The sequence below is a fragment of the Hymenobacter siberiensis genome, assembly GCF_018967865.2.
In the GTDB taxonomy this organism is placed as follows: Bacteria; Bacteroidota; Bacteroidia; order Cytophagales; family Hymenobacteraceae; genus Hymenobacter; species Hymenobacter siberiensis.
The window spans coordinates 367,428-391,621 of sequence record NZ_JAHLZY020000001.1; the positions used below are offsets into that span (position 1 = coordinate 367,428).

Sequence of the window (24,194 nt, forward strand, 5' to 3'; positions counted from 1 at the left end):
GAGCTTGCAGGGGGCCGGGCAGCGCGGCGGAAAGGGGCGGCGGGGCGGGTTAGGCCTTGCTCGGGACGGTTTTGGCGGGGCGGCCGGGGAAGCGCTGGCGCAGGTCGTCGTAGGCGGCCTGGGCACCGGGCTGCTTCTGCTCGGCCAGGAACTTGATGTTTTTGTAAACCGGCGAGGCCTGGGCCATGCCTTCGGCCCCGGCCAGCATGGTGGTGCTGCCGAGGTCGAGGGCGAGCTGGGCGGCAAACTGTTCGAGGGGGGCCAGGTCGGCGGCTAGGCCCACGTCCTGCTTCAGCTCGTCGAAGCTGATGAAGGCGGGCACGAAGGCGGGGGAGTTGGCCGCGTAATCGAGAATTTTGGCCATGAAGCCGACGGATTTGTCGCCCATTTTCGCCAGGTTCTTGCGCTCGTCCGGCGTGAGGGCGTGCAGGTAGGGGGCGAGCACGGCGCGAGCCTGCTTGAGGTGGTCGAGGGCCTTGGCCAGCTCGGCGGGGGGAATGGCAGCGGTAATCTGATTAGACATCGGAAAGATGAGTGGTAGGTAGGAAAAAGAGAACCGGCGGCCCCAGCTGCCGGGCCCCGGGCGGGCCACGCGGCCCGCGTCGGAAAGGTGGGGATAAAATGTGGGATGTGCTGTCGTTCAACGGGGTGAGGCGCCCCGTTGCATGACTACCCGCGTCCTTTCCGGGCTTTCGGAGCTGCGGGCTGCTGCGCCAGCAGCTCCAGCAAGTGCTCGGGCGTGAAGCCCGTGAAATCCTTGATGACGGTGAGCGGGGCCTGGAAATCTTTCGCCGCCAGCGTGGTGGCCACGGCCACGCAGCGCATACCAGCGCGGTAGGCGGCCTGCTCGCCGAGCACGGCATCTTCGAACACGATGCAGTCTTCCGGCTGCACGCCCAGCCGGGCGGCGGTGCGGGAATAGGTGTCGGGGTGGGGCTTGCCCCGGGGCACGTCGTCTTTGCCGGCGACCACGTCAAAATAGCAGCGCAGGTCGAGGTGGTCGAGGATGTAGCTGAGCGTGGGGCCGCCCTAGCCGGTGCCGAGGCCGATTTTAAAGCCCTCATCGCGGGCCGCTTGCAGGAAATCAACGAGGCCGGGCAGGGCGCGGCGCTTGCTCCGGTACAGGGTGCGGTAGAGGAGCTCGCGCTGCTCGGCGTAGCTGTCGCGCTGCTTTTTGGGGATGGGGTGCCGGAACACGCGTTGGATAATAAAGCTATTTAGAAAGCGTAGAGACGCATATTTGCGTCTCTACGCTTTCTAAATAGCTTCAATATCGTCGGCGGGCATGCCGTTGAGGCGTTTGAGCAGGGGCCGGGCTTGGGTTGTGAGGCCCAGGTCGCGGAAGAGCAGCTGGAAGGCGCGGGCCTGCACAGGCGTGTTGTCGACGAGCACGCCGTCCATGTCGAAGAGGAGGGCTGGTTTCATAACCTGGCGTACGCACGGCGGGGCAAGCGCGGCGGTATCTTTGCCGGGCTTTCGCTCAATTGCCATTTCATGAAGAAACTTCTTGCCTTAGCTTTCCTGGCCTTGCCCACGCTGGCCGCCAAACCCGAAGACCCCGTGGCCCGCCCCAGGCTGGTGGTGGGCATCGTGGTCGACCAGATGCGCTACGACTACATTTACCGCTACTGGAGCAAGTACCCGGCCGGCGGCTTCCGGCGCTTGCTGGGCGAGGGCTTTAGCTACGAAAGCTGCCACTACAACTACGTGCCCACCTACACCGGCCCCGGCCACGCCAGCGTGTACACCGGCACCACGCCGGCCGTGCACGGCATCATCGGCAACAACTGGTGGGTGCGCGAGGAAGGCCGCGAAACCTACGTGACCGAGGACAAGACCGTGCAGGCCGTGGGCGGCACGGCGGCCGCCGGCCAGATGTCGCCGCGCTATATGCTCAGTACCACCATCACCGACGAGCTGCGCCTGGCCACGAATTTCCAGGCCAAAACCATTGGTGTGAGCATGAAGGACCGGGGCAGCATCCTGCCCGCCGGCCACTCGGCCACCGCCGCCTACTGGTACGACGGCACCAACGGCGCCTTCATCAGCAGCACCTTCTACCAGCCCACTTTGCCCGATTGGGTCACGAAGTTCAACGCCGCTGGCCACGCTGCCGAGTACCTGGCTAAGCCCTGGAACACGCTGCTGCCCATTACCGGCTACACCGAAAGCTCGGCCGATGACGTGCCGTGGGAAGCCGCTTTCAAGGGCGAAAGCAAGCCCGTGTTCCCGCACGATTTGCCCGTGCTCTCGGCCGGGGCCCCCGCCTCGGTGCAGCCCGTCCTCAAAAACTCGGGCGATGGCAAGAACCCCCAGCCGCCCACCCAGAACCTCGACCTCATCCGCAGCACGCCTTTCGGCAACAGCCTGACCACCGACTTCGCCCTCGAAACCCTGCGCCAGGAGCAGATGGGCCAGCGCGGCATCACCGATTTCCTGGCCCTGAGCTACAGCAGCACCGACTACGTGGGCCACCAGTTCGGCCCCAACTCCATCGAAGCTGAGGACACCTACCTGCGCCTCGACCGCGAGCTGGCCCGCCTGTTTGAGGCCCTCGACAAGCAGGTGGGCCGGGGCCAGACCCTCGTTTTCCTCACTGCCGACCACGCGGCGGCCCATGCCGTGGGCTTCTCGCAGGCCCACCGGCTGCCCGGCGGCGGCGTAGGGCCGTCCGTTATCCGCGACTCGGTGCAGCGCGCCCTCACCCGCCAGTACGGCGCCGGCCAGTGGGTGCTCAGCTACGAAAACCAGCAGGTGTACCTCAACCGCCCGCTGCTCAAAAAGAAGAATATTGACCTCGGCAAAGCCCAGCAGGACGTGGCCGCCGCCCTGCTCACCCTGCCCGGCGTCACGCAGGCTCTCACCGCCCTCGACCTGCAGCGCGCCCACTGGAGCGAGGGCCTGGGCATGTACCAGGAAAACGGTTTCTACGCCCCGCGCTCCGGCGATGTGCTCACCGTGCTGGCCCCCGGCTGGCTCGAAGCCTACGCCTATCCCGTAGTGAAAGGCACCACCCACGGCTCGGCCGGCGCCTACGATACGCATGTGCCGCTGCTGTTCTGGGGTTGGGGCGTGAAGCATGGCGAGTCATCGGCTGCGGTGCACACCATTGACATCGCGCCCACCATCGCGCAGTTTCTGCACATTCAGGAGCCCAGCGGCTGCTCGGGGGTGCCGCTGCGCGAGGTGCTGGGAAGGTAACCGTAGTTCCCGTCTGCTCGCTGCGCTCACGCGCGGACTCGCAGAGTCCACGCTACATTTTTATTAACAAACTCCCCCATCCGCTTGTAATTTTGTCCTTGGCCGTCAGATAGGCGGCTGCTTTCCCTGAATATGACCCACTTCAACCCCTGGCACGACGTGTCGCGCGGCGACGAAACTCCTACCGTCGTCCAGTCCATCATCGAAATTCCCAAAGGCAGCAAAGGCAAGTACGAGCTCGACAAGGAAAGCGGCCTGCTGAAGCTCGACCGCGTGCTGTTCTCGGCCGTGCACTACCCGGCCGCCTACGGCTTCATTCCGCAAACCTATTGCGACGACAAAGACCCGCTGGATATTCTGGTGCTCTGCTCGGTTGACATCGTGCCCATGTGCCTGGTGGAGGCCAAGGTCATCGGCGTAATGCAGATGGTGGACCAGAACGAGGAAGATGATAAAATCATCGCCGTAGCTGCCCACGACATTTCGGTGAACCACTACAACGACATCTCCGACCTGCCGCCCCACACGCTGCTCGAAATGCGCCGCTTCTTCGAGGACTACAAGGCCCTGGAGCACAACAAGCACGTTACCGTGGAGCGCTTCATGGGCAAGGAAGATGCCTACCGCATCATCAACGACAGCATCAAGCTCTACGAAGAGACGTTCGGCGACCGCAAGGCGTAATCGCCGTTTCGGAATCGCTGCGCTATCGCGCGAACTGAACGTTCGCGCGATAGCGCAACCGGACACAGGCCCCGAAATTTTCTTTCGGCCCGCCAGAACGATTCGACCGATTTCGTTCTGGCGGGCCGAAAGGAAATTTTGGGGTTCGCGTTTCAGGCCCACCCAACGGGCCCCGCCTTCTACCTTCGCTCCGTGGATGCTTCCGTTTCCGTCGCTGCCCCCGGGGCCGGCCCCCGCCTGTGGCGGCGGGTCCTCGATGCCATGCTGTTTAGCAGCGTGTGGCTGGCCGGCGCGGCGGCGGCCCAAACGGCGGCCTCGTTCCGGCGCTGGCCAGCCGCCGATGGCGGCGTGAACGGCCGGGTGGTGGCACTGGTGTTTTCCGCCACTCTCCTGGTGTATAACCTCGATGCCGTGCTGCCCTTCAAGCACCGGCAGCCGGCCGCCGGCTCGGGGCGCAAGGCCTGGCAGCAGCGGCACCGCCAGCTGCTGGCGGGGCTGGCCGGCGCGGCGGCCCTGGCGGCCGGCTACCTTTTCCTGGTCGATGGCTGGTGGCGCTACCTGCCGGCGCTGCTGCCCCTCACGCTGCTGGCGTTGGTGTACTCGTGGCCGCTGGTGCGCTGGCAGGGGCAGCGCCGGGCCCTGCGCGAAGTGCCGCTGCTAAAGGGCTTTCTGATTGCCGGCGTGTGGTCGGCCATCACGGTGGGACTGCCCGCGCTGGCCCAGCACCGCCCGCTGGCCGAGGTGCTGGGGCTGTTGGCGCAACGCTTCTGCCTGGTACTGGCCCTCACCATTGTGTTCGATATCCGCGACCTGAGCCGCGACCGGGCGGCCGGCACCCAAACTTTCCCGGTGGTGCTGGGCGTGGCCGGCGCGCGGGCCGTGGCGCTGGCCTTCCTGGCCGGGGCCATGCTGCTGGGCTTCGAGCGCGGCGTGCCGCCGCTGGGGCTGGGGCTCACGGGGCTGGCGGCGGCGGCCGTAATTCTGCTGGCCGAGGAGCGGCGCTCCGACTACTTCTACGCCCTGCTGGCCGATGGCGTGCTGCTGGTGCCCGCCGTGCTGTACCTAGTGGGGAAGTAGCACCTGCTTCAGCTTCCGCCAGGACCGCACAACGATGCACCAGCTAAAGCAGGCGCTACACCTCGGCCAGCGCCGGGCCCATGTGCCGCACAATGTCGCTGGCTACCAGCCCGGCCTGGCCGGTTTGCGCGGCGGCCCTGTCGCCGGCCCGGCCGTGGGCGTACACGCCCAGCCGCACCGCCTCGAATGCCGGCAATTGGGCGTGGGAGCGTAGGGCCAGCAGCACGCCCGTGAGCACATCGCCGCTGCCGCCGGTGGCCATGCCGGCGTTGCCGGTGCTGTTGAAGTGCAGCTCGCCGCTGGGCGTGGCCAGGCAGGTGTAGGCCCCTTTCAGCACCACCAGGCAGCGGTATCTGGTGGCGAAATCGTGCAGCAGCTCCAGCCGGTGGTAGTCGTCGCGGGTGGGCTCGGTAAGGCGCTCGAACTCCTTGGGGTGAGGGGTGAGCACCGTGTTTTCGGGCAGCAGGTTCAGCAGTTCGCGGTGGCTGCCGAGCAGGTTCAGCGCGTCGGCGTCGATGACGAGGGGGAGGGGCTGGCCGGTTTTTCCGAGTGGCTTGGCGGCCGCTTCCAGCAGTTGGCGCAGCACGGCGAGGCTGGCCGCATCCTGCCCCAGGCCCGGGCCGATGCCCACGGCCTGGTAGGGTTGCAATTCCGGTAGCTCGCTGATAAAATTGGCCTGCGCATCGGTCAGGCACATGGCCTCGGGCTGGCTGATTTGGAAAATGTCGTAGCCGCAGCCGGGAATGTGGGCCGTGAGCAGGCCCACGCCGCTGCGCAGGCACGCGCCCGCTGCCAGCACGGCCGCGCCCATCTTGCCCCGGCTGCCGGCCAGCAGCAGCGCGTGCCCAAAGGTGCCCTTGTGGCTGAATTTGGGGCGCGTTGGTAGCTGGCCAGCCACGGCGGCGGCATTGGTATAGTGCCAGGGCGTGGCGGTATTGGCGATAAACTGTGGGCTCAGGTCGATGTCCTCCACCTCCCATTCGCCCACGAATTCGGCATTCTGCGGCAGCAGGAAAGCCAGCTTGGGCAGGCCGAAGCTCACGGTGTGCCGCGCCCGCACCACGGCGCTGGCGGCCGGCTGGGGCGCATCGGCGAAAAGGCCGCTGGGAATATCCACGGCTACCACGCGGGCCCGGGCCGCATTGAGGTGGGCCACCACGGCGGCGGCCAGTCCCGCCAGCGGCCGGCTGAGGCCGGTGCCAAACAGGGCGTCGACCACTACGGTATCGGCCGAAATAGCGGGCAGGGCTTCGGCGCTGATTTCGGCCACCGGCACGGCGGCGGGCAGGCGCTGGCGGTTGTGCTGCCAGTCGGCCGAGTAGCTGTCGGCGGGCAGCAGGGCCACGCGCACGGCGTAGTTGGCCCCGTGCAGTAGGCGGGCCAGGGCCAGGCCGTCGCCCCCGTTGTTGCCGGGGCCGCAGAGCAACAGCGTATCGGCGGGCACCCGGCCGTGGCCATAGTGGTCGTAAAACCAAAACAGCAGCTCCTGGGCGGCGCGCTCCATCAGCTGCGCCGAGGTGATGCCCTGCCCGGCAATGGTGGCCTGGTCGAGCGCACGGGTTTGGGCGGCGGAAAGAATTTTCATGGGGAAGAAGGAATCCGGAAGCTACTTTTGGTTATGCAAGAAACCACTCGCGTCTTTATTGTACCCGGCCTCGGCAGCTCGGGCCCCGACCATTGGCAAACGTATTTCGAACGTACGCAGCCGGATTTTACCCGAATTGAGCAACGCGAATGGGACGTGCCCGACCGCGCCGAATGGGTCGCCCGCCTCGAAGATGCCCTCGACGGCGAAGACCTGAGCCAGGTGGTGCTGGTGGCCCACAGCCTGGGCTGCGCCACCATCGCACACTGGGCCGGCCAGTACGGCCACCGCATCAAAGGTGCGCTGCTGGTGGCCCCCAGCGACGTGGAAACCGCCCGTTACGCCGCCTTTCCCACCACCGGCTTCGCCCCGATGCCGCTGGCCCGGCTGCCTTTTCCCAGCAAAGTGGTGTTCAGCCAGAACGATGATTGGGCCACGCCCGCCCGCGCCCGGCAGTTTGCCGAGGTCTGGGGCAGCGAGCTGGTCGATATCGGCGAGGCCGGCCACATCAACACCGCCAGCGGCTACGGCGACTGGCCGGCCGGGCTGGCGCTGCTGGAGTCGTTGCTGTAAGGAACGGGGTGAAATAGCGTCTGACCAAGGCCGCTGAAAACCTCCCGGGCCCGGCCGCGTTTTATTAACTCCCTTGTTGCCGAACTCATCCGGCAAGCTAAAGCTTACCTCACAATCCCGATATGCAAACCTGGAACGACGTTATCCGCCTCGCCAACCATCCTACTCCTTCGCCGCGCCGCGTGGATAAAACGCCCGCCGAGTGGCGCGCCCTGCTCACGGCCGAGCAGTTCCACGTCACGCGTGAGCACGGCACCGAGCGCGCCTTCACCGGCGAGTACTGCGAGGCCCACGAAGCTGGCCTCTACGCCTGCGTGTGCTGCGGCACGCCGCTCTACGACTCCCGCACGAAGTTCGAATCCGGCACCGGCTGGCCTTCGTTCACGCAGCCCGTGGAGGAAAGCGCCATCCGCTACAAGAAAGACACCAGCTACGGCATGACCCGTATTGAAGTGCTTTGTAATGTGTGCGATGCCCACCAGGGTCATGCCTTTCCCGACGGCCCCGCGCCCAGCGGCCTGCGCCTGTGCATCAACTCGGCCAGCGTGAAGCTGGTGCAGCAGGAGCCCGCCCAGCAACCCGCCGCGTAGCCGCCACCTTGCGCCAATCCCGTAGCTTTAAGCCCCGGTCGAAGACACCTTCGGCCGGGGCTTTGCGTTTATAGCTCACTTCCCGCCTCAATCCCACCCGCCATGTCTTTGCTATTTAATGATTTTGCCTCTTGGGGCGCGCACTGCGCCGAAACCGGCGAACTTCTCTACCAGCCCGTCCTCGCCTACGAAATCGAGCAGAAGGGCCGCACCGAAGAAGAAATCTGGACCGGCCTGCAACGGGCCTACGACGTGATGCGCGACGCCGTGAAGGAAGGCTTGACCGGCGACATGACCTCGCGCTCGGGCATGATAAACAACGGGGCCAAGAAGATTGCCGCCTCGCCCGTCACCGTGCTCTCGCCCGAATTCAAGCAGCTTATCACCCGTGCTTTGGGGGCCAAGGAGGTAAACTCCTGCATGGGCCGCGTGGTGGCCGCGCCCACCGCCGGGGCCTCGGGCATTTTGCCCGGCGTGCTCGTTACCATCCAGGATTTGCACAAGCTGAGTGACCGCCAGATTCTGGAGGGTCTGCTCGTAGCGGCCGGTATTGCCCTCATCATCGAGCAGAATGCCTCGCTGGCCGGGGCCGTGGGCGGCTGCCAGGCCGAAACTGGCTCGGCAGCCGCCATGGGTAGCGGGGCCATTGTGTACTGCCTGGGCGGGCCGGTGGAGCAGGTGTTTGCCGCCGTGGCCGTCACCATCCAGTGCATGCTGGGGTTGATATGCGACCCCGTGGCCGGCCTTGTGGAAGTGCCCTGCGTGGTGCGCAACGCCTCGGCGGCGGCCATTGCCTTCTCGTCGGCCCAGATTGCCATTGCCGGCATCGACCCGGTTATTCCCGTCGACCAGTGCGTTGCGGCCCTCGGCGAAGTGGGCCAGGCCATGGAAACCCGCTACAAGGAAACCGCCCTCGGCGGCCTGGCCGCCACCAAGCGCGGCAAGGAAATCGAGAAGATGGTGCTGGTGCAGGACGTGAACATCCTGCCCGACGAGGACGCCTGAGTAACCAGAAATCAGAAACCAGAAACCACAAAAAAAACCCACTGGCATTGCCAGTGGGTTTTTTTGTATCGAGCCTAATCGTGGCTACTCGTGCACCAGGCGGCGGGTTTCCACGCCGTCGGTGTTGCGCAGGCGCAGCAGGTACACGCCCGTGGCCACACCCGTCAGGTCGAGGGTGCGGGTGGCGGTACCGGTGTTGGCCGGTAGCAGCTCGCTGAGGATAACCCGGCCCAGCGCGTCAAGCACCGTGAGCTGGGTGGCGAGGCGGTAGCCGGTCAGCTCCAGAGTTACCTGGCCCGTGGGCGTGGGGTTGGGGTACACCTGGAGGCTGGCCCCGGCAATGCCGTTGCGGGCCGCCGTGATAACCAGCGGGGTCGAGGGCAGGGAGGTGCAGCCGTTGGTGTTGGTCACCACCACGGTGTAGGAGCCGTACTGGGCGGGCAGGCCGTTCACCACATAGGTCTGGCCGGTCGCGCCCGCAATGGCCACGCCGTTGAGGAAGAACTGATTGCCGGTCGTGGCGCTGGAGGTCAGCGTCGTCGTGGTCCCGTTGTACACCACGCTGAGGGTGGGCGTGGCCGGGCGCGGGTTCACCGTGAAGGTGGCCGTGGCCGTGGCGGCGGCGCAGCCGCCGGCGGCGACCACCGTGTTGGTCACGGTGTAGGTGCCGGCCGTGGAGGTCGCCAGGGTAATCGCGCCGGTGGTGGCGTTAATCACCAGGCCGGTGGTCGAGGCGTAGGTGCCGGCCGTGGCCCCGGTGCCCAGCGTGGGCGTTACGGCCGTGGTCGAACCCGCGCAGCCCGTGGTAGTAGCGTAGCTGAACGTGGCCGTCGGAGCCGCCGTGATGGTCACCGTGGTGGTGGCCGTGGCGGTGGCGCAGCCGCCGGCAGCGGCCACTGTGTTGGTCACGGTATAGGTGCCGGGCGTGGACGAGGCCAGGGTAATCGCGCCGGTGGTGGCGTTTAGCGTCAGGCCCGTAGTCGATGAGAACGTGCCGGCCGAAGCACCCGTGCCCAGTACAACGGCCGGAGCCGTGGTGCCGCTCACGCAGTAGGTCGATGCCGTGCCGTAGCTGAACGTGGCCGTCGGAGCCGCCGTGATGGTCACCGTGGTGGTGGCCGTGGCGGTGGCGCAGCCGCCGGCAGCGGCCACCGTGTTTGTCACGGTATAGGTGCCGGGCGTGGACGAGGCCAGGGTAATCGCGCCGGTGGTGGCGTTCAGCGTCAGGCCCGTAGTCGATGAGAACGTACCGGCCGAAGCACCGGTGCCCAGTACAGCGGCCGGAGCCGTGGTGCCGCTCACGCAGTAGGTCGATGCCGTGCCGTAGCTGAACGCAGCAACTTGGCCGGCGGTGATGGTCACCGAAGCTGTGGCCGCGCTACCGCAGGCGCCGGCCACCGTGTAAGTCACGGTGTAGGTGCCCAGGGTCGAGGCGCTCAGGTTGATGGCGCCCGTGCTGGAATTCAGACTCAGGCCCGGCGTCGAGCTGAACGTGCCGCCGGCCGTGCCTGTCACCGTAGCGGTGGGGTTGGTGCCGCTGGCGCAGAACGTCGCGCCCGAGTAGGCGAACGTGGCCGTGGTGGCCGGCGTGATGGTCACCGTGGTGGTGGCCATAGCCGCCGCGCACGAGCCCGAAGCCGTAATCGAGTTGGTTACGGTGTAGGTGCCGGCCGTGGAAGTGCTGAGCATGATAACGCCGGTGGTGGCGTTAATGCTCAGGCCCGTGGTGGAAGTGAACGTGCCCGCCGAAGCGCCGGTGCCCAGCGTGGGCGCAACGGTGCTGGTGCTGCCGGCGCAATACGTGGTAGCGGCCGGGTAGGAGAACGTAGCAACCGGAGCCGCCGTGATGGTCACCGAAGCTGTGGCCGAGCTGCCGCAGGCCCCGGTCACCGTGTAAGTCACGGTGTAGGTGCCCAGGGTTGAGGCGCTCAGGTTGATGGCGCCCGTGCTGGCATTCAGGCTCAGGCCCGTGGTGGAGCTGAACGTGCCGCCGGCCGTGCCCGTCACCGTAGCGGTGGGGTTGGTGCCGCTGGCGCAGAACGTGCCCGTGGCGTAAGCAAACGCCGCCGAAGTAGCCGGAGCAATGGTTACCGAAGTCGTAGCCGAAACGGCGGCGCAGGTTCCGCTGGCGGCCACCGTGTTGGTTACGGTGTAGGTGTCGGCCGTGGACGAAGCCAGCGTGATAACGCCGGTGGTGGCATTGATGCTCAGACCCGTGGTGGAAGTGAACGTGCCCGCCGAAGCGCCGGTGCCCAGCGTGGGCGCAACGGTGCTGGTGCTGCCGGCGCAATACGTGGTAGCAGCCGGGTAGCTGAAGCTGGCTACCGGAGCCGGGCTGATGCTCAGCGTGAAGGTGGCCGTAGCAGCCGGGCAGGGCGTCGAACCCGCCGAGGTCAGCGTAATGGTCACCGAGCCGGCTGTTACGTCAGCCGCCGAGGGCGTGTAGCTGGCGGTCAGCGTAGTAGCATTGGGCGAGAAGGTGCCCGTGCCGCTGGTGGTATAGGTGCCACCCGTGGCCGAACCGCCCACCGTGCCAGCCAGCTGATAGGCCGAGGTGCCACAGGTGCTGGCCGTAGTGTTCGGGAACGAGGCCGTGGCCGGCTGGGTCACATTCACCTGAACGGCCGTGCGGGCAGCTGCGCCGACGCACTCGCTGCTCACGGCAATGTTATAGAAGAAGTAGTAGCTAGTGCTGGAGCCGCTGATGTAGCCTCCTGTAATGGTCACGGCACCGCTTGGCGACGTGTAAGGGAAGCTATTGCCGCTGTTCTCACGGTAAAGCGTGGGTGGCGTGGGCGTGCTGGCCGTTACCAGGCGGTAAGAGCCGGCGGCGGGTACTGCCAGGTTCAGCGGCAGCACAGTCGGAATCAGGGATGTAGTGCTGCCCGCTGGGACTGCAAACGGACCAGCGGTGGCAATCAGAACACCGGCGTTGTCGCGTAGCTCGACGCTTATTGAACCGGCGGTGGCCGTGGCGTTGTATACCGTGGTCGACTGGATAGTTACCGGCCCGGTAGCTGTGAACAGGAGGCCGGTGTTGCTGCCGCTGTAGCCACCGGCAGTCTGAATAGAGGTGGGCTTGCCCACGTTTTCCGAGCTGCCCGTGAAGGCTTCAGCATAGTAGGTAGTCGAAGCCGTGAGGGCCGGAGTAGTGTAGCTGCTGGCCGTAGCCAGGGCCGTGCCGCCGGCTGCCATATCGAAGAAGCGCACCAAGCTGCCCGCCGAAGCCGTAGCCGTGAGCGTAGCCGTGCTGCCCGAGCAGATGCTAACCGGCGTGTTGGTAGTAGCTACCTGTGGGTTGTTCACCGTGATGGTGCTGACGTTGCTGGTCGCAACACCAGTGTTGCAGCGCACCTGGGCGCGGTAGTAGGTAGTGGCCGAAATAACGGGCGTCGTATACACGGCACTGCTAGCGCCGGCGATGTCCGTAAACGTCACGTTATCGCCACTCTGCTGATACTGAATGCTGCCGTTGGCCGCCCCCGTAAGCGTGAGCGTAGCCGTGCCACTGATGCAGATTGCCGAAGTGGCCGGCGCCAGGGTACCGGCTACTGGGGTCGCTACCGTGCGCGTGGGCGCTGGCGTGAGCTGGTCGTTGGAAGTATTGCCGTCGCCGGTTACCGTAGCGGTAATGGCAAAGGAGTACGTGCCCACGGCAGTCATGTTCAGCGTGGTGGGCAGGGTTACTGTCTGAGCGGTGCCGCTGGCCAGCGTCCCCGTGTTGATGGTCGTGGTCAGGGTTTGGGTGGTGCCGCTGGGTGGCGTTACCACTACCGTGATGGTAGCAGGGTTCAGGCTGAAATTCAGCGTGCCCGTGCCGGCATTGCGAATGCTGACGCTTACGGCCTCGGTGGGGCTGTAGCAGGTGCTGCTGGTAGCCGGAGCCACCAACGCCACCGGGGCCAGATCGGAGGTTAAGGGTGTAAACTCATACGCACCCATATCGGGCAGGGCGCCGCGGGTAGTGTTGCGGAAGTCTACCGTAACGCCGCTGATGGGCGTGCCGACATTATTCAGGGCCACATTGCCGGGAGTCAGGTCGTAGGGGAGGGTCGTGGTTTGCACAAATTGCGGGTCCACGCTAATGGACTGCGCCTCCAGGGAGGTGGCAGTGCGCCAGTCGGCCAGCGTAGTGGCATCCACGTTGTTGAGGCGGCCGATAACGGGCAGGCCCGTGGTGCCGGCCGTTACGTATAGGTCGTTGTAGTTGAGCGTGCTGCCCGTGTAGTTTGCACCGTAAGTGTAGCTGGTATACAGCGGCGTGGTAGCCGTGCCGCCCGTGCCGCCAATGATGCTGAAGATGTTGTTGCGCACGTCGATGTTGGTCGCTACGCTCGTCACGCTGGGGTTGCCGTTGGCGAAAGCGGCCGAGCCAGCCGTGCCCGAGGCCGCGCTCAGCTGCCCGCTCAGGTACACGGTGTTGTACACAATCTGGTCGCCGTAGCCGCCGCCCAGGTTGATGCCGACCGTGTTCCAGATCGAGCTGGCGGCAGTAGAGTTGATGTTGTAGACCAGGTTATTATTCAGGCGCACGGCACTGGGATTGGCGGCCGTCGAGAGGTTGGTTTGCTGCGAGTGAATAGCCCACACTTTGTAGGTGCTCGCGCCGGTGTAGGAAATGTTGTGGAGGGAGTTGCCGCTCACCACAGCATTTTTGGTGTCTATCAGATAGATGCCGTACACATTGTTGGCATTGGCGCCGCTCACGTTCTGCACTTCGTTGCCGGTAATGGCCGGAGCAACGGCATTCGAAACCAGCATGCCCCAGGTGCCAATGTTGGCCGTGGCGCTGGCCGTAGCCGGGCCCACCACGTTGTTGCTCACCACTAAGTTATCCATGCCGCCGGCGGACGTGGGGGCCGAGCCAAAGGCGTAGATACCGTAGTAGGTACCCTGAATGCTGTTGTTGGTCAGCGTCACATTGTCGTTGTCGGGGCCGTTGCCCACGTACAGGCCAAACGTGGCCGCAGTGTTGCTGCCGCCCACAATATTGACGTTGCGCACGGTGACGAACTGGTTGCCCGGCCCGGTAGTTGTGCTTAGCAGGCCCACCACGTAGCTGTTGGCCGTGGTGCTGCTGGTGCTCACCGTGAGGTTGCGGGTAGTGCCGCCGGCCACGTTCGAGCCGTCGACAATAATATAGCGCGAGGCCACGAAAGCCAGGCCCGACACGGTCGAGCCAATGGTGGTATTTACCCCCGTGCCCGGGCTGATGGTCAGGGTATTGGCCGCGCTGGCATCGGGGTTGTTGCCGAAGGCGATGGGGAAGGTTTCGGCCGTGCTGTAGCTGGCATCGAGCAGCACAAAGCTGACCGGGCCGCTCGGGCCATTGGCGTTGTAGGCTGCCGCCGCCGCCGTGAGGGTAGCAAACTCCTTGGCCGGAGCCGGCGACGAGCCCACGGTGCCCGTCACGTAGTACGTGCCGCTCAGCACATTCAGAATCTGATACGAGTTGGGCGTAGCCGGGGCCGTGCTGCCGGGCGGGTTAATGCCCGAGCCGCCGGTGGGGCTGGTGCCCACGTTGTTGCCGGCGCTGGCATCCTGCGCCGCTACGTAGTACTGAATGGTGGTGCCCGGAGCGGGCGTGCCCCCAATGTTGGCGTAGCTAATTGTGAAGGTGTAGGTGCTGCCCGAAACCGAGGTAGCCAGCGCGCTGAAGTACGCGCTGCTGGTGCCGCTGCGGTAGTAGATGCGCGGCGCTCCGGTGCCCGTGGCCACGCCGCTGGGGTCGGTAATGGTTACCGTGAGGGTACGGTCGCCTGTGCCGCTGGTGTTGCCCAGTGCGGTGAAGGTGATGCTCGGCGGGATTTGGTCGTTGGGGGTAAAGGTGCCCTCATCGGCCCCAATGTCGGGGGTGGTGGCGTTGCGCGTGTCGCCATCGAAGTCGGTGGTGATGCCGCTCACGGCCGCGCCGCCGCTCTCAACCTGCGTGGCCACGCTGGGGCTGATGTGCAGGAAGGTAGCCGCCGTGCCCGTGGTGCTGATAAACGGCACATCTTCGGTCACGGTGCTCTGGTCACGCGTCGCCAGAAAGGCCTTGTAGGCGGCCAGGGTTTGCTGGGCGTTGGTGGCCGTGGTGGTGCCCTCCACGTAAATCAGGTTCGTCGCCGAAGGCGTGCCGGCATACAGCGCGTTGTTGTTCGAGGTAGTGGCGTAGTTGGCCGGAGCCGTGCCCGCCGTGCCGCTCACGCGGCGCAGGGCGGCCGTGTAGGCTCCCGTGCCGATAGCCGCGCTTTTATTCACCACAATGTTGTTGCGCAGGTCCAGGGTAGCACTGGTCGAATTCAGGTAGATACCCGACGTGCCGAACGTGGCGCCCGTGCTGTTGGCATTGAGTTGAATGGTATTGTAATAGGCATTGATGGTGGTGCCGCCGCCCACGTACAGGCCCGCCACGCCCAGCAGGCTGGTGCTGGCCGGGGCCGTAATATCGCCAATCAGGTTGTTGCTGGCCGTAACGGTCGTGCCCGACACAATGAAGAGGCCATAAGCCACCCCGCCGCTGGTACCCGCCGAAATGCCATAGATTTTGTTGCGGTTCAGCGTAACTGTAGCCCCGGTTGCGGTGTAAATGCCGTAAGCAATGCCGCCGGCCGGAGTCGTCAGATTGCCAAGGGTATTCTGGCTGAAATTTTTAACCGTCGTGGATACCGGGTTGCTGTTGATACCCCCTACCGCATGGCTCGTGGAAGTAGAGGTGCCGCCTACCGTCAGGTTGGTAAAGGTGTTCTGGGTAACCGTCTCGGCCGTGGGCGAGCCCAGGTTGTAGTATCCGTAGAGAATGCCCGAAGCCGTGCCCGCGGTGATGATGCTGTTGTTATTCACCGTGTTGCCCGTCACCGTAGCCGCCGTAGTCAGCGCCTGAATACAGTAAAAGCTGCCCGACGTGGTTGCCCCACCCGTTTTGGTGTTGCCGGTGATGATGTTATTAGTCACATTAAGCGTCGTCGGCGAGCCTCCGTACACCAGTGCCACCGTGCCGCTGCCGGCAGTTGTGTTGTTGGTCACCGTGTTCGAGCCCAGGTTTACCGTCGTGCCTGCCCCGAAGTTATATACCCCATAAAAGGTGACTGAGGTCGTGGTTGCACTGCCCATGTTATTGGCAGTTACCGTATTGTTTGAGATGTTTATCGTCGCGGCCGAGGCCGTGTTGTAGATGCAGTAAATGGTGGGTGAGGTAGCCGTAGCATACGTACAGTTCGTCACGGTATTACCCGTGATGTTCACCGTATTGCCGGCGGCCGTGCTCCCCGTACCGTTCTCAATACCCGACATCTGCGATGAGGTTGCGCCGCTGGCCAGGGTAATGGTATTGTTGGTAATGTCAATGTTCGAGGAAGTGCCGGCGGGCGTGTAAATACCACGCAGCGTGCTCGTTACCGTGCTGGCTGCTACCGGGGTTGAGGCCGTGGCCGACGTGTAGTTCAGCGTACTGTTAATGGTATTGCCCGATATTTTCAGGCCGTTCTGGTAAGTGCCGCCCGCTGCGTAACTCGTAGCCGTGCCGCCAAAGTTGCCAATGGTGTTGCCGGCCGTTACCCCAATTTCGTTGTTCTGGTCGTAGTTGGCAGTGGTGGTGGATGACGAAGCCGCGAAGTAGATGCCCGTCAGCGAGTTGGTTACCACGTTGCCATATACCCGGTTGCTGGTATTGGCTCCGCTGGTAGCGGTTGCCGCCACGGCCGTCGCCGAAGCTGCCGTAGAAGATGCTCCGTAGATGCCGATAGTGCCAGTGTTGGTTTTGTTCAGCGTCACCACGCAGTTGCGAATAGTGTTGAACTGGCACCCGTCCGTGGCCGAGGGCCGGAACAGGGCGTAGCCGAATTCCATTTGGGTAGTAGCCGTGGTGTTAGCCGCGTTCTCGGCTACATCCAGGCCGTCAATGGTGACATAGTCGGAACCCGACAGGCTGATGATGGCGTCGAGGTTGGTGGTCGTGCCCACGCCGGCCGTGATTTTGGGGTTGGCCCCGGTCCCGCTTTTCTGCAGTACAATGGGGTTGGCCGCCGTGCCGGTAACCGTGATAGCGCCCGCAGTGGGGCTGGCAAACGTTTCGGAATAGCCCGCCGGCACGTTGAACGTGACGCCGCCCGCCCCCACGCCCTGCGCGTTGAGGGCCGTGATGGCAGCGGCCACGGTGGCATAGTCTGCCGGGATGGCCTTGGTACCCGTGAGCTGGGCGCGTGCCGTCGTGGCGCTCATCAGCGCCAGGAGCGTCACCGCCAGCCACCGGCCCAGCCGATTGCTTAGAAAAGGTGTGTGCATAGAGGTTTGGAAATAGGGTTTGGGGAAGAGGGTTAGGGAAAATGAAAAACAGAATGGAATAAGCCCAGTAAATGGGGGCGTAAATTAATCAATATTCCAGCTCCTGACTATTATCATTGTTCAGGGCGTAGTCCTCCTCGTTGCAGAAATTATACAAGACCCCTTCTGCGGCTGTGTCAGTCGGGTTTTTAGGCGCAAAATATATTCAAACCAAGCCTTTAGGCGGCGCATGGTCGTTCTTAAGACCCCGCCTGCGCGGGCACCGCACTACTTGCCGGAATTACTTTCCGCCGGGCGCTATGCCTTGCTTCTTACCCCCGGTGCCATGGTAAGCTGGGCCAGGAAACGAAGGGCCGTGGTGTAGCGGCTGCGCAGCTCGCAGTAGCGCCGCCAGGCATCGGCCCGGTCTTCGCAAACTTTCAGGCCGTTTTTGGTCAGCTCGTCGCAGGTGAGGTCGAAGTCGGCCCGGTTCGGCGCGTCCTCTTCGGTGAGCAATAGGCTGCTGGGCTCGGCCCTGGCCTTATTATCAAAAAAGCGGTACATCCGGTTCAGGGCCAGACAGCCGGCCTTGAAGGTAATCTGGGCCTGCCGGGGCTGGTTGCCATCCACGGCGGCAAAAAGCAGGGCGGCCGTGTCCAGAATCAACCCGCCCGCCGTGACCCAGGAGCGCCCCGGCTGCGGCGAGCGGAAAAAAGTGAGAACGGGCAGCGACGTGTGGCTTTCCTCAATCTCCACAAACCAGCGCTCCCACTCGGCCCACTGCTGGTCGTCGTTCTGCACCGAGCCATCGTGGTTAAGCCAGGCGAGCAGGCAGGCGGCCGTGGGCGGCGTGCCGGCTCGTAGCTCCAGTTGGGCCACGGTGGCCTCGCGCCGCGAAAATGCCTGGTAGATGGTGGGCAGGTAGGAGATGAGCAGCGTGAGCAGCAGCAGGCCCAGCGTGGCCTCGGAATAGCTGAGGGCCGAGATGAGCAGGTGGTGGCTATCGGTGGTGCCAAGCGTGAGCAGCGAGCTGCTGCTCAGCTTGTAGCATTGCTTCCAGGTGCCCTCGTCCAGCGCCCAGTACAGGCTGGTGTAGCCCAGGCTCACGAGGGCTTCCCAGAATACGGGCAGCGCTACCAGCGCCACCGGTGCGTAGTGGGCCATAATTTTGTCGCGCCGCTCGTACGAATTGGCCAGCCGGGCTGCCGCGTCAAAAATGGTGCGGATGCCCATGAAGGCCCACACGTTCATCCGCACCACCTCGTTGCGGGGCAGAATGAACGAGCGAATGGCCGCCGACAAGGTGGTGATGACCAATACCACGCCGCCCATTCCGGTAATGATGCGCAGCGCGAACAGGAGGTAAGGAGGCATAGTCGGTAAAAATGCCTGATACGCACAACAGCCACAAACCGCCGGACGCCGCCCAGCCAGTCTAACGCCCCGCCCGCGCCCGCCACAGCTCCCGGAATGAGGGCCCGGCAATGTGCAGGCTCTCGCGGCGCTTGCTCCAGCCCACCTGGCCCAGCAGGCGGCCCAGGCTCCAGTCTTTCAGCTTTACGGGCAGCAGGTCGAGGGCCCAGCGGTGCTGCATGCTCCACTTCCAGAGGCCGATGGCGAGCTTCTCCTCGGTGGGCGCGTAGCCTTCCGCCACGCTTTGCTGGCGGTTGAGTAATAGCAAGCTGTGCAGCGGAATGCGTACCGGGCACACCGTGGTGCAGGCGCCGCAAAGGCTGCTGGCGTAGCTCAGGTGCTTGTGCTCGGGCAGGCCGCTCAGGTGCGGGCTGATGACCGAGCCGATGGGGCCGGAATATGTGGTTTCATAGGTGTGACCGCCGATGTTCTTATACACCGGGCACACGTTCAGGCAGGCCCCGCAGCGAATGCAGCGCAGGGCGGCGCGCTTATCGGGCTGGGCCAGCAGGTTGGTGCGGCCGTTGTCGAGCAGAATCACCACCATTTCCTCTGGTCCATCCACTTCGCCGGGCTGGCGCGGGCCGAAGTACACCGTGTTGTACACCGTGACCTGCTGGCCGGTGCCGCTGGTGCTCAGCAGCGGCCAGAACAGGTCCAAATCCGTGAGCTGCGGAATGACTTTCTCAATGCCCACCACCGCGATATGCAGCTTGGGGAAGGTAGCCGACAGGCGGGCGTTGCCCTCGTTCTCGGTCACGGCCACGGCTCCTTCCTTGGCCACCAGGAAGTTGCCGCCGGTCACGCCCACCTCGGCGCTGGTGTACTTGCCGCGCAGCAGGTGGCGGGCCGTGAGCACGAGCTCCTGGGCATCGTCGGTCGATTTCGTGCCCAGGTGCTTCACAAAAATGTCGTTGATGTCGGCCTTGCTCAGGTGCATGGCGGGCGTCACGATGTGGTAGGGGCGCTCGCCGTTTAGCTGCACGATGTACTCGCCCAGGTCGGTTTCCACCGACTCAATGCCCTGGGTGCCGAGGTAGTGGTTGAGGTGGATTTCCTCGGTGGTCATGCTCTTGGCCTTCACCACCGTTTTGGTGTTGCGGGCCTTGGTGAGCTTGCCGATTTCAGCCAGCGCCTCATCGGCGTCGCGCGCCCAAACCACGCGGCCGCCCCGGGCCGTGAAAGCGGCTTCGAACTGCAGCAGGTACTCGTCGAGCTTCTCCAGCACGGTGGCTTTGAGGTAGGCGCCACGGTCGCGGGCCAGCTCGTGCTGGTCGTACAGCTTCAGGCCAGTGCTCACGGCCGCATCGTACTTGCCGATGTTGAAGCGGATTTTGCGGCGATGCTCGCGGTCGAAGGCTTTGCGCTCGGCGTCGAGTTGGAACTGGCTGGCTTTGGAGGCTTTTGCAGTTGGAGTCATAGCGGCGGCAGCTTAGGGTTTGTTCGAATCAACCACAATGCGGTGCTCGCGATTCGCCAGCTCCCAGGCCGTGTGGAAAACCAGCCGGGTCCGTTCCGCTAATTTATCGAATTCTATCTTCTCCACGTCATCCGTGGCCCGATGATAATCTGCATGCTCGCCGGTGGTGTAAAAAATGACCGGGATTTTGCGCCGCGCAAAGTTGTAGTGGTCGGAGCGGTAGTAGATGTGCTCCGGCTCGTCGGGTACGTTGAAATGGTAGTCCAGCTCCAGGTGCGTGTAGTCGCGGTTGGCCGCTTCGTTGATGGCGTGCAGCTCCGACGAGAGCTTATCCGAACCCACAATGCACACGAAATGCCGCTTGGCGCTGTGCTTGCGGTCGGTGCGGCCCACCATGTCAATGTTGAGGTCGGCGATGGTGCTGGCCAGCGGCAGCACCGGGTGGGCCGTGTAGTATTCCGAGCCAAACAAGCCTTCTTCCTCCGCCGTCATCAGCACAAACAGGATGCTGCGGCGCGGGCCGTGCCCGTCCTTTTTGGCCTGGGCAAAGGCCTCGGCCAGTGCCAGCACTGCCACCGTGCCCGAGCCGTCGTCGTCGGCCCCGTTATAAATCGTGTCGTGCTTCACGCCCAGATGGTCGTAGTGGGCCGAAACCACCAGCACCTCGTCCTTTTTGTCGCTTCCTTCCAGAAAGCCCAGCACATTCTCGGTGGTGAGCGGCTGCTGATTTTGGGGCAGATACACCGCCGCCGCCGGGCCTTCAAAGCGCGGCACTACCGGCCGGCCGGCGCGACCCAGCGCCCGCACGTAGTCAATCAGCCCGTTCAGGGTGGTGCCCGCCATGGCCAGCCCCAAATCCTGCGAAGTAAAGTACACGCCGATGCCCGGCGGGATATTCTCGGCCACCGTGTCGATGATTTCCGGGCCGGGGTCTGGCAGCGAAAACGCGGGCTCGCGCAACGACTCGCCCAGCTCGGTCGTCTGCTTCCGGAAATCGGCCGTCGGGGCAAACGTCATCAGGAAAATGCTGCGGGCGCCGTGGGCCTTGGCCAGCGCTGCCTTACGCAGGCCCGACTCCCAGTAGTCGGCCTTGCGGCCCATGGACTTCAGCAGCTTGCGGCCGCGCTCGTCCTGCGGCTCGCCCATGATGACGACCACATCGCGCCCCTTCACATCCAGCCCCGCGTAGTCCGAATACGCGCCCTGCTCCACCCCAAAGCCCGCAAATACCGGCTGCGAAGCCGTTTCGGTGAGGAAGGGCGACGGCATGGGCCCGTAGCTGAACCAGTCCTTCAGGTAGTCGTAGCGCCGGCCGTTTGCCTTAATATAGCCGCCCGGCGCATAGGTGCTGTGCGTAAGCTGGAAGTGCTGTAAATACGGGTTGTCGCTGTCCGAAACTGGCCCTTGCAGGCCAATTTCAGCCAACTGCCTCACCAGGTATTCCGCTGCCAGCTTCTGGCCCGGCTGGCCCACCTCGCGCCCCTGAAACGCATCCGAAGCCACCACCGTGAGGTGCGCGCGCAGGTCGGCGGGCTGGATGAGGGCGGCGTAGGTCTGGGAGAGTGTCGGCGCGGCGGGGGTAGGGGCCGGGCCTTTGGTTTTCAGCTTGATTTTGGTGGGGGCTGGCTGGGCGGCGGCGGGTAGCGCGCCGGCCAGTAGCAAGGCTGCCAGCGCATAAGTTTTTAGCATGGAGGAAGGCGAGAAAAGGAGAATAAAAAGAACGTCATGCCGAGTGCAGCCGAGACATCTCGTTCGTGGTAGTAACTCAATCGAATGAATTACTGCGGCACGCGAGATGCCTCGGCTACGCTCGGCATGACGTTCTACGACATGCGCAAAATCCTGGCGCTACGGCTTGTTCGAATCAACCACAATGCGACCGTCGCGGTTGGCCAACTCCCAGGCGGTGTGGAACACCAGCCGTGCCCGCTTCTCCATCTTGGCAAACTCGATTTTCTCGATTTCGTCGCTCTGCTGGTGGTAGTCGGCGTGCACGCCGTTGAAGAAAAATGCCACCGGCACCTTGTTCACCGCGAAGTTGTAGTGGTCGGAGCGGTAGTAGAAGCGGTTGGGGTCGGCGGGGTCGTCGAAGCGGTAGTCCAGGTCGATGGGGCCGTACTGCTTGTTCTGCGCCTCCAGAATCACCTTCAGCTCCGAGGCCAGTTTGTCGGAGCCGATAACGTACACGTAGTCGGGCTTGCCCTCGTGCTCCACATCGGTGCGGCCAATCATGTCCACGTTCAGGTCGAGCTCGGTGCTGGCCAGCGGGAAAATGGGATGCTTGGAATAATATTCGGAGCCAAACAGGCCCTTTTCCTCGCCCGTCACGCTCAGGAACAGCAGGCTGCGGCGGGGGCCGTGGCCTTCCTGCTTGGCCTTGGCAAATGCCTCCGCCATCGTAATAATGGCCGTCGTGCCCGAGCCGTCATCATCGGCCCCGTTAAACACCTGCCCGTCGTGCTTGCCAAGGTGGTCGTGGTGGGCCGAAATCACGATGATATCCTCCTTCTTATCGGTGCCCTCGATGAAGCCCAGCACGTTCTGCGTATCCAGCTTTTCGCGCTTGCGCTCGGCCTTCAGCTGCATCGGCACCACTTTAAACGTAGCCGCCACCGGTTGCTTGGTCGCGTTGATTTTGCTCAGGTAGGTCTGCATCGCCGCGTCCGTGGTGCCCAGTACGGCCAGCCCCACGGCCGGCGAGATGAAGAACGAAGGCGTGCGGCTCGGCTTGTCGTTGCCCACCATCACCATCGACGGCCGCGAAATGTACGGAGCCATCCGCGCCGTTAGCTTGGCGAAGTTGCTGGTAGGGTTGAAGCTCACGAAGAACACCGTGCGGGCCCCCTTCTGGGCGGCCAGCTGGGCCTTGCCCCGGTAGTCGGTGCCCCATTTCGTAGGCGCGCCGTCGGCGCTGAGCAGTGCTTTGCCACCGTCGCCGGTAGGCTCCCCCATCAGCACCAGAATGTCCTTGCCTTTCACGTCCACGTTGGCATAGTCGGAGTAGCCGGGCTGCTCAATGCCGTAGCCCACAAAAACCGGCTTCACGCTGGTTTCCTGCGCAAAGGGCGAGTCGCCGAGGCCGTAGAAATCCGTCAGCCAGGCGTAGCGCGTTTTGCCTACTTTCAGCGTCGCGCCATCGGCCCAGGTCACCTGCTCCACGTCGAAATGCTGCTGGTAGGGGTCGGTTCCGGTGGTCACGGGCCCGGTCAGGCCGGCGGCCTTAAACTGCGTGGCCACGTAGTCGGCGGCCATGTGCTGGCCTTTTTGGCCGGTTTCGCGGCCTTCGTACTCATCCGACGCCAGCACGGCGAGGTGGGTGCGCAGGCGCTCGGCGGTTACCTGGTCGGCATACTGCACGCTCCAGTCTTTCTCGGCGGGCGCGCTGGTGGTCTTGATTTTAGTAGCGGGCGCATTGGTCGCCGGCTTGATTTTTACTTTTGCCTTGCCCTGAGCGTGGGCCGGTGCAGCGCTGGCCAGCGCAAGAAAGGCCAGCAGGAGAGGGGTTTGCTTCATTGATGTTGAGTAGTGGGAATTAGGTTTTTATATGGTTCGTTATGCCGAGCGCAGCCGAGGCATCTCGCGTGCTGAAGTAATCGGAGTTGTTTAGAAAGTCACAAAAGGTGCTCAAACGGTCATGCTTCGCTGCGCGCTGCATGACCGTTCGGGGACTTTCTAAACAGCTTCATCAATACCATAGCAACGGAGCGAGCGAGATGCCTCGGCTGCCCTCGGCATGACGGGTAATTACGCTTTTACAATCAGTACGCTGGCGTAGGCGGCCACGCCCTCGCCTGTGCCCACAAAACCCAGTTTTTCGGTCGTGGTTGCTTTGATGGAAATATCCTCTTCGGCAATGCCCATCACGGCGGCCAGCACGCGCTGCATTTCCGGGATGTGTGGGTTCACCTTGGGGCGCTCCAGGCAAATGGTCGAGTCGATGTTACCCACCTCGTAGCCGCGCTCGCGCAGCAGGCGCATCACGCCGGTCAGCAGTTTCTTCGAGTCGATGCCCTTGTACTGCGGGTCGGTGTCGGGGAAGTGGAAGCCGATATCGCGCAGGTTGGCCGCGCCCAGCAGCGCATCGCAGATAACGTGGATGAGCACGTCGGCATCGGAGTGGCCCAGTGCGCCGTGGGTGTGCGGCACCTCAATGCCGCCGAGCCAGAAGGGCAGGCCTTCTTTCAATTGGTGAACGTCGTAGCCGAAGCCGGTCCGGATTTTCATAGGAACAAATGCAAGTGGGCCACCACGGCCCGGCGCAAAAGTACCCGCGCCCAGCATTTCCGCCACGCAACGAGTGCCGGCCGAGTTCACAAATAAATAATGTGATTATCGAATGCTATTAAACTAATTTTATTAGCTGTATATTACTAGTTGAATTAGTTGGATATGCGACCTGCGT

The 24,194-nt window shown here is 63.9% G+C and carries 17 protein-coding genes; 6 read left to right on the forward strand and 11 right to left on the reverse strand.

Annotated features, from left to right (window positions below; all coding sequences use genetic code 11):
- Positions 1 to 49: 49 nt before the first annotated feature.
- The 4 genes from KQ659_RS01545 to KQ659_RS01560 form a co-directional block, all read right to left on the reverse strand.
- Positions 50 to 523, reverse strand: a complete 474-nt coding sequence (locus KQ659_RS01545) for a hypothetical protein (protein WP_216679109.1) — start codon at positions 521 to 523, stop codon at positions 50 to 52.
- Positions 524 to 669: 146 nt separating this feature from the next.
- Complete coding sequence (locus KQ659_RS01550; RefSeq protein WP_226930081.1) at positions 670 to 1,008, reverse strand: HAD family hydrolase; 339 nt, start codon at positions 1,006 to 1,008, stop codon at positions 670 to 672.
- Between the two features lie 21 nt (positions 1,009 to 1,029).
- A complete protein-coding gene (locus KQ659_RS01555; protein ID WP_216690401.1) occupies positions 1,030 to 1,197 on the reverse strand; it encodes an HAD family hydrolase in 168 nt (55 codons plus the stop codon).
- Between the two features lie 60 nt (positions 1,198 to 1,257).
- On the reverse strand, positions 1,258 to 1,425 hold the full coding sequence (locus tag KQ659_RS01560) for an HAD family hydrolase (RefSeq protein ID WP_216690400.1): 168 nt from the start codon (positions 1,423 to 1,425) through the stop codon (positions 1,258 to 1,260).
- A gap of 69 nt (positions 1,426 to 1,494) precedes the next feature.
- Here KQ659_RS01560 and pafA point away from each other — a divergent pair, with 69 nt between their 5' ends.
- The 3 genes from pafA to KQ659_RS01575 all read left to right on the forward strand — a co-directional run bounded on the left by pafA (position 1,495) and on the right by KQ659_RS01575 (position 4,962).
- A complete protein-coding gene (pafA, locus tag KQ659_RS01565) occupies positions 1,495 to 3,201 on the forward strand; it encodes an alkaline phosphatase PafA (RefSeq protein ID WP_216679105.1) in 1,707 nt (568 codons plus the stop codon).
- A 132-nt stretch (positions 3,202 to 3,333) separates the two neighbouring features.
- Positions 3,334 to 3,885: an inorganic diphosphatase gene (locus KQ659_RS01570; protein ID WP_216679104.1), complete on the forward strand. Its 552-nt coding sequence runs from the start codon at positions 3,334 to 3,336 to the stop codon at positions 3,883 to 3,885.
- Between the two features lie 192 nt (positions 3,886 to 4,077).
- A complete protein-coding gene (locus tag KQ659_RS01575) occupies positions 4,078 to 4,962 on the forward strand; it encodes a UbiA prenyltransferase family protein (RefSeq protein ID WP_216679103.1) in 885 nt (294 codons plus the stop codon).
- A 55-nt stretch (positions 4,963 to 5,017) separates the two neighbouring features.
- Here the strand turns inward: KQ659_RS01575 and KQ659_RS01580 are convergent, their stop codons facing one another.
- The gene (locus KQ659_RS01580) at positions 5,018 to 6,547 is read right to left on the reverse strand and encodes an NAD(P)H-hydrate dehydratase (protein WP_216690399.1); all 1,530 of its coding nucleotides are present in this window, start codon (positions 6,545 to 6,547) and stop codon (positions 5,018 to 5,020) included.
- Here KQ659_RS01580 and KQ659_RS01585 point away from each other — a divergent pair.
- The 3 genes from KQ659_RS01585 (at position 6,524) to sdaAA (ending at position 8,715) form a co-directional block, all read left to right on the forward strand.
- Entirely contained in the window at positions 6,524 to 7,120 is a 597-nt protein-coding gene (locus KQ659_RS01585) for an RBBP9/YdeN family alpha/beta hydrolase (RefSeq protein ID WP_262905467.1), read from the forward strand. The two genes, KQ659_RS01580 and KQ659_RS01585, sit on opposite strands and share 24 nt — an antisense overlap.
- A 122-nt stretch (positions 7,121 to 7,242) precedes the next feature.
- On the forward strand, positions 7,243 to 7,710 hold the full coding sequence (msrB, locus tag KQ659_RS01590) for a peptide-methionine (R)-S-oxide reductase MsrB (protein WP_216679100.1): 468 nt from the start codon (positions 7,243 to 7,245) through the stop codon (positions 7,708 to 7,710).
- A 102-nt stretch (positions 7,711 to 7,812) separates the two neighbouring features.
- The gene (sdaAA, locus tag KQ659_RS01595; RefSeq protein WP_216679099.1) at positions 7,813 to 8,715 is read left to right on the forward strand and encodes an L-serine ammonia-lyase, iron-sulfur-dependent, subunit alpha; all 903 of its coding nucleotides are present in this window, start codon (positions 7,813 to 7,815) and stop codon (positions 8,713 to 8,715) included.
- Positions 8,716 to 8,799: 84 nt separating this feature from the next.
- Here the strand turns inward: sdaAA and KQ659_RS01600 are convergent, their stop codons facing one another.
- The 6 genes from KQ659_RS01600 to ispF all read right to left on the reverse strand — a co-directional run bounded on the left by KQ659_RS01600 (position 8,800) and on the right by ispF (position 24,016).
- Positions 8,800 to 16,980, reverse strand: coding sequence for a beta strand repeat-containing protein (locus KQ659_RS01600; protein WP_216690397.1), 8,181 nt, complete (start codon positions 16,978 to 16,980; stop codon positions 8,800 to 8,802).
- 297 nt (positions 16,981 to 17,277) lie between these two features.
- Positions 17,278 to 18,333, reverse strand: coding sequence for a hypothetical protein (locus tag KQ659_RS01605; RefSeq protein ID WP_216679097.1), 1,056 nt, complete (start codon positions 18,331 to 18,333; stop codon positions 17,278 to 17,280).
- A 61-nt stretch (positions 18,334 to 18,394) separates the two neighbouring features.
- Entirely contained in the window at positions 18,395 to 19,792 is a 1,398-nt protein-coding gene (locus KQ659_RS01610; protein WP_216679096.1) for a LutB/LldF family L-lactate oxidation iron-sulfur protein, read from the reverse strand.
- Positions 19,793 to 19,804: 12 nt separating this feature from the next.
- Positions 19,805 to 21,481: a M28 family peptidase gene (locus KQ659_RS01615; RefSeq protein WP_216679095.1), complete on the reverse strand. Its 1,677-nt coding sequence runs from the start codon at positions 21,479 to 21,481 to the stop codon at positions 19,805 to 19,807.
- Positions 21,482 to 21,640: 159 nt separating this feature from the next.
- Positions 21,641 to 23,305: a M28 family peptidase gene (locus KQ659_RS01620; RefSeq protein WP_216690396.1), complete on the reverse strand. Its 1,665-nt coding sequence runs from the start codon at positions 23,303 to 23,305 to the stop codon at positions 21,641 to 21,643.
- A 231-nt stretch (positions 23,306 to 23,536) separates the two neighbouring features.
- Positions 23,537 to 24,016 carry a 2-C-methyl-D-erythritol 2,4-cyclodiphosphate synthase gene (gene ispF, locus KQ659_RS01625; RefSeq protein ID WP_216679093.1) on the reverse strand — a complete coding sequence of 160 codons (480 nt, stop codon included), beginning with the start codon at positions 24,014 to 24,016 and terminating at the stop codon, positions 23,537 to 23,539.
- Between the last annotated feature and the right edge of the window lie 178 nt (positions 24,017 to 24,194).